The 12,626-nt window shown below is 69.7% G+C and carries 9 protein-coding genes; 6 read left to right on the top strand and 3 right to left on the bottom strand.

Features of this window, described 5'->3' with window-relative positions:
* Positions 1 to 12: 12 nt before the first annotated feature.
* Positions 13 to 1,500, top strand: coding sequence for an NAD-dependent succinate-semialdehyde dehydrogenase (locus OC550_RS01805; protein WP_262103599.1), 1,488 nt, complete (start codon positions 13 to 15; stop codon positions 1,498 to 1,500).
* Between the two features lie 134 nt (positions 1,501 to 1,634).
* The gene (locus OC550_RS01800) at positions 1,635 to 2,216 is read left to right on the top strand and encodes a sugar O-acetyltransferase (RefSeq protein WP_262103598.1); all 582 of its coding nucleotides are present in this window, start codon (positions 1,635 to 1,637) and stop codon (positions 2,214 to 2,216) included.
* 39 nt (positions 2,217 to 2,255) lie between these two features.
* Here OC550_RS01800 and OC550_RS01795 read toward each other — a convergent pair whose 3' ends face one another.
* From OC550_RS01795 to OC550_RS01785, 3 genes are read right to left on the bottom strand one after another with little or no spacing between them, the layout of a single operon-like run.
* Entirely contained in the window at positions 2,256 to 4,640 is a 2,385-nt protein-coding gene (locus OC550_RS01795; RefSeq protein WP_262103597.1) for a DUF3488 and transglutaminase-like domain-containing protein, read from the bottom strand.
* Positions 4,637 to 6,052, bottom strand: a complete 1,416-nt coding sequence (locus OC550_RS01790; RefSeq protein WP_262103596.1) for a DUF58 domain-containing protein — start codon at positions 6,050 to 6,052, stop codon at positions 4,637 to 4,639. The genes OC550_RS01795 and OC550_RS01790 overlap by 4 nt, the downstream gene beginning before the upstream one ends.
* Before the next feature lie 8 nt (positions 6,053 to 6,060).
* Positions 6,061 to 7,113 (bottom strand): MoxR family ATPase, encoded by a 1,053-nt coding sequence (locus OC550_RS01785; RefSeq protein WP_262103595.1) that lies wholly within the window; start codon positions 7,111 to 7,113, stop codon positions 6,061 to 6,063.
* 127 nt (positions 7,114 to 7,240) lie between these two features.
* On the opposite strand from OC550_RS01785, the gene OC550_RS01780 reads away from it, so the two are divergent.
* From OC550_RS01780 to OC550_RS01760, 4 genes are all read left to right on the top strand, one after another.
* On the top strand, positions 7,241 to 8,194 hold the full coding sequence (locus OC550_RS01780; protein WP_262103594.1) for a TatD family hydrolase: 954 nt from the start codon (positions 7,241 to 7,243) through the stop codon (positions 8,192 to 8,194).
* A gap of 334 nt (positions 8,195 to 8,528) precedes the next feature.
* Positions 8,529 to 9,650, top strand: a complete 1,122-nt coding sequence (locus OC550_RS01775; RefSeq protein WP_306556901.1) for a resuscitation-promoting factor — start codon at positions 8,529 to 8,531, stop codon at positions 9,648 to 9,650.
* Between the two features lie 1,156 nt (positions 9,651 to 10,806).
* Positions 10,807 to 11,655 (top strand): 16S rRNA (adenine(1518)-N(6)/adenine(1519)-N(6))-dimethyltransferase RsmA, encoded by an 849-nt coding sequence (gene rsmA / locus OC550_RS01765; RefSeq protein WP_262106220.1) that lies wholly within the window; start codon positions 10,807 to 10,809, stop codon positions 11,653 to 11,655.
* 30 nt (positions 11,656 to 11,685) lie between these two features.
* Complete coding sequence (locus OC550_RS01760) at positions 11,686 to 12,621, top strand: 4-(cytidine 5'-diphospho)-2-C-methyl-D-erythritol kinase (protein WP_262103593.1); 936 nt, start codon at positions 11,686 to 11,688, stop codon at positions 12,619 to 12,621.
* Positions 12,622 to 12,626 lie beyond the last annotated feature (5 nt).

The raw sequence follows: 12,626 nt of genomic DNA, 5'->3' as shown, positions 1-12,626 counted from the left end.
GGAGGCACCGCTATGGCTGAAACCGCCAACCGCGAAGCGGAACTGCTGGCAAAGGTTCCCACCGGTCTGTTGATCAACGGCGAGTGGCGCGACGCTGCCGGCGGCCAGACGCTGGACGTCGAAGACCCCGCCACCGGCAAGGTCCTGCTCACCATTGCCAACGCGCAGCCCGAAGACGGTGCCGCCGCGATGGACGCAGCTGCAGCCGCCCAGGCCGACTGGGCCAAGACCGCCCCGCGCGAGCGCGGCGAAATCCTGCGCCGTGCCTTCGAACTGGTGACCGAGCGCGCCGAAGACTTCGCGCTGCTGATGACCCTGGAAATGGGCAAGCCTCTGGCCGAGGCCCGCGGCGAGGTGGCCTACGGCGCCGAGTTCCTGCGCTGGTTCTCCGAGGAAGCTGTCCGCATCGGCGGCCGCTACGCCACCGCGCCGGACGGCAAGAACCGCCTGCTGGTTCAGAAGAAGCCTGTCGGCCCCTGCCTGCTCATCACCCCCTGGAACTTCCCGCTGGCCATGGCCACCCGCAAGATCGCGCCCGCCGTCGCTGCCGGCTGCACCGCGATCCTCAAGCCGGCCACGCTGACCCCGCTGACCAGCCTGCTCTTCGCCCAGGTCATGCAGGAAGCCGGCCTGCCCGCCGGCGTCCTGAACGTCATCCAGACCTCCACCGCCGGCAAGGTCACCGGCCCGCTGATCAAGGACGAGCGGCTCCGCAAGCTCTCCTTCACCGGCTCCACCCCCGTGGGCCAGGCCCTGATCCGCGACTCGGCCGACCGCGTCCTGCGCACCTCGATGGAGCTCGGCGGCAACGCGCCGTTCCTGGTCTTCGAGGACGCCGACCTGGACAAGGCCGTTGACGGCGCGCTGGCCGCGAAGATGCGCAACATGGGCGAGGCCTGCACCGCGGCCAACCGCTTCATCGTGCAGGATTCCATCGCCGACGCCTTCGCCGAGAAGTTCGCCGCCAAGATCGCCGAGCTGACCCCGGCCCGCGGCACCGAGCCCGAGTCCAACGTCGGCCCGCTGATCGACGGCAAGGCCCGCGACGGCGTGCACGAGCTGGTCGAGGACGCCATCTCCCACGGCGCCAAGGCCGTGACCGGCGGCGCTCCGGTGGACGGCCCCGGCTACTTCTACCAGCCGACCGTGCTCACCAACGTCTCGCCGAAGGCACGCATCCTCGCCGAGGAGATCTTCGGCCCGGTCGCCCCGATCGTCACCTTTAGCACCGAAGAGGACGCCGTCCGGCTGGCCAACGCGAGCGAGTACGGCCTGGTTGCCTACGTCTACACCAAGGACCTCAACCGGGGCCTGCGCGTGAGCGAGAAGCTGGAGACCGGCATGCTCGGCCTGAACGCCGGCGTCATCTCCAACGCCGCGGCACCGTTCGGCGGCGTCAAGCAGTCCGGCCTGGGCCGCGAGGGCGGCGAAGAGGGCATCGAGGAGTACCTCTACACCCAGTACGTCGGCATCGCCGATCCGTACGCGGACGAGCTGTAACCGACCTGCACCGAGCGGGGCGGCGGGCCATGGGCCTGCCGCCCCGCTTGTCGTTAAACGCCCGGCGCCCGTCCCGCACGGGGAGGCTGCGGGTGCGTAGACTTGCCCGTGAACCGGCAGGTGCAGGAGGACGCATGGACGACGAGTATTTTGAGGGCGACGACCGGTCGATGCGGGAGCGGATGCTCGCCGGCGACCTGTACATCGCCGACGACCCGGAATTGGCCGCGGACAGCATGCGCGCCATCGAGCTGGCGGACCGGTATGCGCGGGTCTGGCCGGGGAACCGGGAGGAAGCGGCGGGACTGCTGAGGGAACTGCTCGGGGCGCTGGGCGAGGGCACCGAGATCAGGCCGCCGCTGTTCGTCGACTACGGGAAGTACATCACAGTGGGCGCGCGCACCTTCATCAACTACAACCTGACCGCACTCGACGTCGCCCCCATCACGATCGGGGACGACGTGCAGATCGGCCCGAACGTGCAGTTGCTGACTCCCACCCACCCGGTGGGGGCGGAGCTGCGGCGGGAAAAGCTGGAAGCGGCCAAGCCCATTGTCATCGGCGACAACGTCTGGATCGGCGGCGGAGCCATCGTCCTGCCGGGCGTCACGGTGGGCCAGAACACCGTGATCGGGGCCGGGGCCGTTGTCACCAAGGATCTGCCGGCGAACGTCATCGCCGTCGGCAATCCCGCCAAGGTCGTCCGCAGCATCTGATCGGGTGCGGCCGCTGCCGTCCACCTCGGCAGGAGCACGTCAGCGGCGGACGAACAGCGAGCGGGGGAACAGCAAACCAAGCATGCGCTGCCGCCACGAACTGTGCCTGCGCAGTCCGCTCGTGACCGTCTCAACGTCGCTCCATTGCCGTCGGCCGCCGGTTTCATCCGCGGCGAGCGGAACGGCAGCCGGAACGGCGCCGCGGATTGCGGGGCTGCCAAGACGCGGAACGGCAGGGTTGGCGTAGGCCGCGACCTCGTAGTCCTCGCGGAGCCGCGATAGGGCAGCGGCAGCGCCGCCTCCGAGCTCCTGCCCGAGCCGTCGCTCGAAGGCACGCGCGGACTCCTCAGCCGCGGCACTGATGCCATAATCGGCGGCGGCGTCACGGGCCTCGCGCCAGGCAACGAGGGCGGTATCGCGGTTGGGGCTGTCCATGGCGAGCAGCTGGTTACGACGGCGGCGGGTGCGGGAGCTGCGGATGAGGCCCGGAGCAGCCAGCGCGAGCACCAGGATGCCGAGGGCTGCCGCGGTCCACAGGCCGGTAGCCGGTGTGTCCTCCGCGGCATTCGAACCGCTCCCGGATTCCCCCGAGCGGGGCAGCGCTGGCTGGGACGGAGCGGGATTGCCGCCGGGGTTGAGGTTCTCGCGCTCGGCCTGGTCCGGGACACGCACAGTGGGCTGCTGCGCGTACGCGGGGACGGCGCCGCGACCGGGCGTGGGTTCAAAGGCGACCCAGCCGATGTCCTCGAAGAAGAGCTCGGGCCAGGCGTGGGCGTCGCGGGAATCGACCTCGTGCTCCGTCAAGTCCCGACCGTCCACTTCCACGGTCTCGCCGGTTTCGCGGCCGGGAGCATAGCCGATGGCGATGCGGCTGGGGATGCCGGCCTCGCGGGCCATGATGGCCATGGTGGCGGCGTAGTGGACGCAGTAGCCGGCCTTCTCTTCCAGGAAAGCGGCGACCACTTCGAAGCCGCTCTGGTCATAGCCGCCGTCCACAGGCGCCTGTTCGGAGTACACGAAGCCGGGGCCGCGCAGGTAGCTCTGGATGGCCATCGCCTGGTCGTACGGCTCCCCCAGCCCGTCCAGGACCTCCTCGGTGGTGTCGACGATGATGTCCGGCATGTCCGAGGGCAGGCTGGTGAAGATGCCGTCCACGGTCGGAGACTCCAGCGGGTCGGCATCCTGCAGGGTTTCCCGGGTCAGGTCCGAGGTGACGCTGCGGACGATGTAGTCCTGGTTGGCGCTGCTCGTTCCCAGCGACGCCTGGACCGCCAGCGTTCTCGGGTCCCAGGACCAGTCGCCGTCGACGCCGATGATCTCGGCGGGGGCATAGGGGGCCGGCAGCCACGGGCTCGTGAAGGAACGGGTCTCGATGGCGGTGGTCGTCACGGTGCCCTCGTCCAGGAGCTCGCGGATCCGCGGGGTGCCCATCTCTTCCACCCCTTCGCGTTGCTGACTCCGGGTGTCCGTGGGACTCCAGCGGGCGCCCGTGAGGTTCTCCAGGGTGACGGTCCGAAGGTAGAGCGGCGTCTTCGAATCGGTGGCATAGGTCATGCGGCCGAAGGCACCCGGCCGGCGGAGGTTGTCGCCGAGGCTGAGGATCGGGTTGAGGCCGGTCGGCGCGCCGAGCCAGTCCAGCCGGGAACCCTGCGGGAAGGCACCGGAGGTGAAGCCTGGGATGCCCAGGGGCAGCAGCAGGGCGAGGACGAGCGCGCCGGCGCCGATGCCTGCGGCCCGGCCGAACTGGCCGGCGGCGGTCCGGCCGGGCGGCGCCTGGTCCAGTCCGTCCAGCCATTGGGCCGCGGCAAGGATCGCCAGATAGCCTGCGGCCGCCGCGAGGAAGCCGGCCGGGCCGAGGCTGTGGGGCTTGATGATCGCCGGCACCACCAGGATGGCCAGCAGGCCGAACCCGGAAGCAGCCGGCAGTTGCAGCGGCACGGCCATGGTGTCCACAAGCAGGGCGACCAGGCCCACTCCGACGCAGGCAACCATGACGATGCCCGGGGATGCCAGCACCGGCGCCACCTGGGAGACGACCGAGTCCTGCGCATCGGCGATGAGGAACTCCAGCGCCCGCAGGCTCCCCGGCCCGGGGAGCACGAGGAGGAAGCTCGTGGCGGGCAGGAACAGCGCCGTCAGGGCGCCGACCAGCCCGGCCAGGCCCAGCAGCGTACCCGCGACCGGGGACCAGCGCATGGCCCTGGCCAGGCCCGGTCCTGCCTCCACGGCCAGCACGGTAATGACCACCGGCCACAGCCAGCCCCAGTGTTCGATCACGCCGTGGATGTTCGCCGCCGCCAGGATCGTGGCCAAGGCGACCGCCCCGGACATGAGCCACGGTGCAAACCCCGGCACGCGCCGTCGTCGTTCGCCGCCCTGGGATGGCCGGTCCGGCGCCACGGGCCGGTCCAGCATGGCGGTCATCGCGTGGCCTCGGAGGAGTCGGCGGCCGCGCCGTGCCGGCGCCAGCCGCCGCGGGCGGTGGCCGCGCTGACCGGGGATAGGTCATCGAAGTGGCTCCACGCCGCGGCGTGCGATGCCTTGGCGCTCACCGCCACGGCCCGCCAGCCGGCGTCGCGCAGTGCCTGGAGCGCCGGCGAATCGTGCGGGTGGTCGCAGACGACCAGGGCAAACGCGTGCGATCCGAACTCCGCCGCCGGCGCCAGCCGCGCCGCGTCGTCCGGCCCGATGTCGCCCAGCACTGCCAGCAGCGGGCCCTTGAGCTTGTGCGCCGCGAGCTTGTCCATCAGCCGGTCGCCGAACGCGTCGGTCTCGGCATGCGGGCGCTCGGGCCGCCGGTGCGCTTCACCTGCCAGCCCCAGCGCGGCCAGCCCCTCGGCCAGGTTCTGGTAGCCCGGCAGCCCAGTGAAGCTGTCGTCCCCGGGCCAGGGGGCCGACGGGGACCGGAGCGTGCCCGGCTCGCCGTGGCAGTCCAGCAGGCGGACGGTGTAGTTGCGCTGGATGAAGTCGTGGGCGGCGGAAACGACGGCGGTGATCGCCCATTCGAACGACGGCGAGGTGTGCAGCAGGCCGCCGTCGTCGGCATGCGCGCCGGCGTGCGAGGGCAGGAAGCCGGACTCGAAGAGAGGGGCGCGCTGGTCCAGGATGATCGTGGCCTGCGGCGTGGTGACTGACTCCTCCTGGCGGACCATGAGCTCGCCCTGCCGCGCCGTGGCCGGCCAATGTACGCGCCGCATCGGGTCGCCGTGCCGGTACTCGCGCGTCATCACATCGTCGTCGCTCGGGTTGGCCTGGCGGCGCGTTGTCGCGGTTCCGTCCGTGCCGCGGGCGGCGGTCAGCGAGGTGGCCGGCAGCTCCAGCGGAGCCGGCGTGACGACCAGGCGCGAGGCCTCGCCGAGGCTATGCCGGTGCCGGGCCAGCCCGAACGGATCCTGGAAGTCGGCCGTGACCGGCCCAATCGCAAACACCCCGCGCCGGGCCGAGCGCAGCCGGTATTCGTAGACGCTCGCGCCGGTGGCCGAGGGGAACCGGGCCGGGAAACGGAAGGAGGGCGAGTTGCCGAAGCGCGCGGGCAGCTGCTCCTCCATAAAGGCCATGCCGAAGCCCCTGTTCCTGCGCAGTGCGAGATGGACCTGCGTCGCGAGGCCGGTTTCCACCGAAGGCGGGCGGAATCTGCGTTCGACGGCGAAGCCGGGCTTGAGCAGGACCATCGCCCCGGCGGCGGTGAGGGGTAGTGCGGCCAGGAAGACGGCCAGCACCAGCAGGTCCCGCCGGCCTAGGATCTGCGCCAGCAGCAGGACGGCGACAGCGGTGGCGATCATGCCCCAGCCGCGCGGCGTGATGTAGCGGGTGGGCAGCCAGCCGAGCCGGTCCATGGCCTGGCCTAGGAGGCCGTGCGGCGGGCTTCTGCACCCACCGGAACCTTGGCCAGGATGCCGGCGACGATCCCGGAGGCATTTTCGCCGGCCGTGATGGCCTTGCGGTCGAGCATGAGGCGGTGGGACAGGACCGACTCGGCCACCGAGGCCACGTCGTCCGGGAGCACGAAGTCCCGGCCGTCCAGCGCGGCCGCGGCCTTGGCGGCGCGCAGCAGCTGCAGCAGCGCCCGCGGGCTGGCGCCCAGCCGCAGGTTCGGGTGCTCGCGCGTGGCGCGGCCGATACCGACGACGTACTCTTTCACCGCGGGGGAGACGTACACGTCCTGCACGGTCGCCACCATGGCCCGCACCTCCCCGACGCCGACCACGGGGCGGATCTCCCGCAGCGGCGACGTGGACTGGTGGGTCTCCAGCATCAGCATCTCCGCGCGCGGATCCGGATAGCCCATGGAGATGCGCGCCATGAATCGGTCGCGCTGGGCCTCGGGCAACGGGTAGGTGCCCTCCATCTCGATCGGGTTCTGGGTGGCGACCACCATGAACGGGGCGTCCAGCATGTAGGAACGGCCATCCACCGTGACCTGGTGCTCCTCCATGCATTCGAGCAGCGCGGACTGCGTCTTGGCGGAGGCCCGGTTGATCTCGTCGCCGATCACGATGTTGGCGAACACCGGACCGGGGCGGAACTCGAAGTGGTGTTTGTCCTGGTTGTAGATGGAGACGCCGGTGACGTCCGAGGGCAGCAGGTCCGGGGTGAACTGGATCCGGTGGACGCTGCAGTCGATGGTCCGGGCCAGCGTCTTGGCCAGCATGGTCTTGCCCACGCCCGGAACGTCCTCAACCAGCAGATGGCCCTGGGCGAGCAGGACCGTCAGCGCCAGCCGCGCGGCTTCCTGCTTGCCCTCGATCACGGTGTTGATCGAGGCGAGGATGCGCCCGCAGGCGTCGTGGAAATCAGCCAGCGGCAGTCGGGCAGCCGGCTCCGGTCCGCCGGCGTCTTCCTCGGACGATCCGGAGTGGACGGAACCGGTGGCTGCAGTGTGCTGCTGGATATCCATGCTGAACCTTCCGCATCGCCTTCCCCGCAGGCGGGATGTAACCACAGTACTGGCAGAAGTTTCACCGCGATAGAGCCTGAAACGACTCCTTCGCATGTTGGAGGCGCCGCAGCCGTAATGTTGAATCATGCCTGAGAACGCCCTAGCCGTGCCCGGAGAGACACCCGCCGCCTACCTCCCGGAGGAGGCAGCGCCGGAAGGAGCCCGCACCCGCAGCCCCGAAGAGGAAAAGAGCGGCCGGCGCCGCCGCCTGGACTATCCGCCGGCGCCCGAACCGCTGCCGGTGCCGGTCATGGACAACCACACCCATCTGGACTTCGGTGACGGCGACGTCTCCGTGACGGTGCGGGATGCGCTGGACGCCGCCGAGGCGCTGGGCGTCAAGGGTGCCGTCCAGGTCGGCTGCGACGTGGAGTCCTCCCGCTTTACCGTGCAGGCGGTGGAGGCGGACGCGAGGCTCCTCGGCGCCGTCGCACTCCACCCCAACGACGCCCCGCCGCTCGCCGCGGACGGACAGCTTGAGGAAGCCCTCGCCGAGATCGAGCAGCTGGCGGCGCACCCGCGGATCCGGGCCATCGGCGAGACCGGGCTGGATTACTTCCGCACCCAGGGGGAGGGGCTCAAGGCGCAGGAGTACTCGTTCCGCCGGCACATCGACATCGCCAAGCGGCTGGGGCTGGCACTGCAGATCCATGACCGTGACGCGCACGACGACGTGGTGCGGGTCCTGCACGAGGAAGGTGCCCCGGAGAAGGTAGTCTTCCACTGCTTCTCGGGCGACGCGAGGCTGGCTCGGATCTGCAACGAGAACGGCTGGATGATGTCCTTCGCCGGTACCGTCACGTTCAAGAACGCCCAGGACCTGCGGGATGCCCTGCTGTTGGCCGATCCTGCGCTGGTCCTGGTGGAAACCGACGCCCCGTTCCTGACCCCCCATCCGCACCGCGGCAGGCCCAACGCCAGCTACATGGTGCCCTACACCTTGCGCTCAATGGCGGCGGTTCTGGACAAGGACCTGGGCTTGTTGTGTGAGGAAGTGGCGGGCAACACGGAAAAAGTTTACGGGCGATGGAACGACTAAACTACCGGTCGGTATTTTTCCTAGTCAGACGTGAGTTTCGCTCGTTTCACCGGCGCTGACGTGGGCCTTCGCCGCGTGTCCGATCCGTGACATTTGCCCGATTCGGTTTTGCGGGAAGTCACGGTTCGGTTACGGTAGGGGACTATTGGCCGGGGTCGGGGAAGGCATCCGGACAGTACACTCCGCACCGAGGTTGGTTGGACGTTCCGTTCGTACGCCCAAACATTCTCCAGTTTGGTTTGCCTGCACAAAGCATCGTGCCGTGCGATTCGGCGCGCTACTGCTCGTGTCTTCATGTCCCCGTGCCCGGATGTTCGAGACAAAGTTGGGTACCGTGGCAAACGCACTGAAGAACCGCTGGGTGAAAATCACCGGGCAGGTGGTCGTGATGACCGCACTCGTTTTTGGCCTCGTGGCCTTCGTAGGCAATAACAAGAGCGTCACCCTGACCGTCGACGGACAGGCAAGCAACATCTCCACCTTCGGGACTACGGTCCAGGACGTGCTCAACGAAGCCGGTGTCCAGGTGGACGGGTACGACGAGGTGACTCCCGCCGTCGCAACCGAAATAAGCAATGGCGGCAGCATCCAGGTCATTACCGCCAAGCCCGTGAAGCTCACCCTGGACGGCGCCAGCAAGACAGTGCAATCCACCTCTGCCACGGTCAAAGACCTGATCAACGAACTGGGCGTCGAGGAAGACTCCGAACTCTCCGCGCCCCTGGACGCCGACCTGGCCTCCGTCAGCAACGTGGTGATCTCCACGCCCAAGACCGTCACCATCACCGTGGACGGCAAGACGAAGGACAAGATCACCACGGCCGCGACCGTCGGCGACCTGCTCGCGGAGCAGAAGATCACGCTGGGCAAGGACGACGAGCTGTCCAAGCCGAAGTCCACGCCGATCAAAGAGAAGCTGAAGCTCAAGATCACGCGCATCGACCGCGACCAGAAGATCGAGATCACCGAACCGATCGCGTTCGAGACCGAGACCAAGAAGGACTCCTCGATGTACGAGGACGAAAAGGCCGTCACTCGCAACGGCATTGCGGGCGAGCGCACCAAGACCTACGCGCTCGTGCTGGTCGACGGCAAGGAAACGGAGCGCGAGCTGGTCAAGGACCGCGTCACGACCGAGCCGGTCAGCGAGAAGGTCTCCGTCGGAACCAAGAAGCGGCCGGCGGAACCCAAGGCTGACAACACCGACGTCGGAGGAACCTGGCAGGCCCTCGCCCAGTGCGAATCCGGCGGCAACTGGTCCATCAACTCCGGCAACGGCTACTACGGCGGCCTGCAGTTCAACCAGAGCTCCTGGCTCGGCGCCGGCGGCGGCAAGTACGCCCCGCTGCCGCACATGGCCAGCGCGGCCGAGCAGATCGCCACGGCCGAGGTGCTGCGCAGCAACGGCGGCTGGGGCCACTGGCCGGCCTGCGCCGCCAAGCTCGGGCTGCTCTAGCCACCTGCCCGGCGGCGCGCAGGCGGGAACCTCTGCGCCCCTGCCGTTTGGCCTCGTCGCGTCGGACCCCCGGGAAACCGGGGGTCTCACCCGTTTAAGGGGAACGGCCCGGGCTGGGCCCTGCCCGATTGGACGGCTTCCGATGGGCCGCGCGGGGTTGGAAGGGCTTTCTTGGCCTGTGCGGCGGGCCTTCCTCCTCAGCCCGCCGCGCGGCTGACCTTCCTCCTCAGACCGCCGCACGGTTCGGCCTGACAGGCCCCAATTGAGGCGCCGAGCCACCAACTTCCCTCGGTTAGGCACTCGTTCCCTGCTTTAGCCTTCAAGCAATGCTCTGACAAGGGCCGATGCTGGGGGCCGAGGTGAAGCGAGGGAACGAGTGGGCCCCCGTGCCCGATCGACCGCGTCCTGTACAGCATTTGACCGGCTTGAACAGCTTTAGCTATCAAGTAACGCTCTGACCTGCGGCGTTACCACGGTGCTCGTGGTAATGCTGGGCAGGCAGGACCCTCGGGCCGCGGGGAGCCGCGAGGAAGGCGCGGGATGGGGCGGCGTTGCGGTCCGGGCGGGGAGTGGTGGGCAGGCGGGGCCCGCGGCGCGTTCGAGCCCATGTTCAGACCCAACGGTCCACGTTTCCAGCTTTCGCAGCGCACCGACGTGCGGCGATGCCGGAAGTCCTTCCAAAACCTGAGCACGAACGGAGTGGAAAGCCGGTCGAATGCTGGCGGAGGGGCCTGCCCGGCGGGTGGCCCGGAGGAAACCACAAGGCGGCTAGCGCTGATGGAACTGCCCGGCGGCGGCTGCTCCTCGAGTCGGGACATGGGCGGACCAGCCCTGGGATCCGCGGGGTACACCGAGGAATGGTCGGTAAGGCGCGAAGACGATGGTTCGGGATGCACCGCGGAGCCAAGGCTGCGCCGGGGGTTACGGGCCGGTTAACGGGCGGGCGGGGTTGTATGGCTACGATGGCACAGTGACAGATGCGAATGCCTCCGGCCTGCCGGGCCAGCCCCAGTCCGATCCCGGGCGTGGGCCTGCTGCCGACGACGCGGCCGGGGAGCGGCCGTCGGCGCGGGATGCGGGGACCGCCGCGACCGGTGCCGGGACCTTTGCAACGGGGTCCGGGCACGACGGCGGCACCGGGGCACAGCGCGGAACCTTGCCTCTGCTGGGGGCCGCGGATATCCGCCGGCTGGCGGAGGAGCTGGATGTCCGGCCGACGAAGACGCTGGGGCAGAACTTCGTGATCGACGGCAATACCATCCGGAGGATCGTGGCGGCGGCCCACGTGGAGCCGGACGAGACGGTGCTGGAGGTCGGACCCGGGCTGGGCTCGCTGACGCTGGGCCTGTTGGACGCGGCCGCGCACGTCGTCGCCGTCGAGATCGACCCCAAGCTGGCCGCGAAGCTCCCGGACACCGCGCGGAAGTTCCGTCCCGACGCGGACGGACGGCTCGACGTCGTTCTGGCCGATGCGATGCGGGTGACGGAACTGCCGCGGGAGCCGTCCGCGCTGGTGGCCAACCTTCCCTACAACGTGGCCGTGCCCGTGGTGCTGCACCTGCTGGAACATTTCCCGTCGCTGCGGCACGGGCTGGTCATGGTGCAGGACGAGGTCGCGGACCGGCTGGCGGCCGTGCCGGGCTCGAAGATTTACGGCGTGCCGAGCGTCAAGGCCGCCTGGTACAGCCAGATGCGCAAGGCCGGGGTGATCGGCATGAACGTGTTCTGGCCGGCGCCGAAGATCGCCTCCGGCCTGGTCGGGTTCACGCGGCGCGAGCCGCCGGCCACCCGCGCAACGCGGCAGGAGGTCTTCGCGGTGATCGACGCGGCCTTTGCCCAGCGGCGGAAGACGCTGCGGGCGGCGCTGGCGGGCTGGGCCGGGAGCGCGGCGGCGGCGGAGGAGGCCCTGCGCGCGGCTGATGTTGATCCCCGAGCGCGCGGCGAGGTGCTGGATGTCGAGGCCTTCGCCCGGATCGCCGAGTACAAGCGGCCCCCGGTGGCCTGAGCTGGAAATTCGCACTGTGGAGGCAGACTGATGGGCAAGACTCGATCCGTGCGCGTGATGGCCCCGGGCAAGATCAACGTGTCCTTCCGGATGGGTCCGCTGCGGCCGGACGGCTACCACTCGGTCGCCAGCGTGTACCTGGCCGTCTCGCTCTATGAGGAGGTCACGGCGACCAAACGCGACGACGACCAGGTCACCGTGAGCGTGCGCAACGGCTCGCCGCTCCCGCTGGACGTGGAGGACATCCCGCTGGACTCATCCAACCTCGCGGTCAAGGCGGCCGAGCTGATGCGTTCGCTGACGGGCCAGTCGACCGGCGTCCACCTCGACATCGTCAAGCGGGTGCCGATCGCCGGCGGCATGGGCGGGGGATCCGCGGACGCCGCCGCGGCGCTGGTGGCCTGCAGCACGCTCTGGGATACCGGGTTCTCCCGCGACGAGCTGGTGCGCATCGCCGCGGACCTCGGCGCCGACGTGCCCTTTGCCCTGCTCGGCGGGGTGGCCGTGGGCCTCGGCGTGGGCGACCAGCTGACCCCGGCACTGGCCCGGCGGGACATGCACTGGGTGCTGGTGCCGGCGTCGTTCGGCCTGTCCACGCCCAAGGTCTACGCCACCGCGGACCGGCTGCGCGAGGAGGCCGGCTTCTCCGCCGCGGAGCCTGACAACGTGGACCCGCGGATCCTGAAGGCCATGCACGCCGGCGACGTCGACGGACTGGCCAACGCGCTAGGCAATGACCTGCAGGCCGCCTCGATTGAGCTCGCGCCGGAGCTGGCAGATATTCTGGACCTTGGAATCGCCGAGGGCGCGCTGGCCGGCATGGTCTCCGGATCCGGGCCCACGCTGGCCTTCCTGGCCGCGGACCGGCTGGACGCCGAGGAGCTGTCCCAGCGACTGTCGGACGTGGCCGGCGTGGCGGCCCTGGCCGTCCACGGGCCCGTGCACGGCGCCCGCATCATGGCCTGACCGGC

This window comes from Arthrobacter sp. Marseille-P9274 (assembly GCF_946892675.1).
Taxonomy (GTDB): Bacteria; Actinomycetota; Actinomycetes; order Actinomycetales; family Micrococcaceae; genus Crystallibacter.
This window is presented reverse-complemented; position numbering and strand designations above follow the sequence as displayed.

Coding starts and splice junctions, on each gene's coding strand:
- OC550_RS01805 (WP_262103599.1), top strand. CDS start 13: ATGGCTGAAACCGCCAACCGCGAAGCGGAACTGCTGGCAAAGGTTCCC.
- OC550_RS01800 (WP_262103598.1), top strand. CDS start 1,635: ATGGACGACGAGTATTTTGAGGGCGACGACCGGTCGATGCGGGAGCGG.
- OC550_RS01795 (WP_262103597.1), bottom strand. CDS start 4,640: ATGACCGCCATGCTGGACCGGCCCGTGGCGCCGGACCGGCCATCCCAG.
- OC550_RS01790 (WP_262103596.1), bottom strand. CDS start 6,052: ATGGACCGGCTCGGCTGGCTGCCCACCCGCTACATCACGCCGCGCGGC.
- OC550_RS01785 (WP_262103595.1), bottom strand. CDS start 7,113: ATGGATATCCAGCAGCACACTGCAGCCACCGGTTCCGTCCACTCCGGA.
- OC550_RS01780 (WP_262103594.1), top strand. CDS start 7,241: ATGCCTGAGAACGCCCTAGCCGTGCCCGGAGAGACACCCGCCGCCTAC.
- OC550_RS01760 (WP_262103593.1), top strand. CDS start 11,686: ATGGGCAAGACTCGATCCGTGCGCGTGATGGCCCCGGGCAAGATCAAC.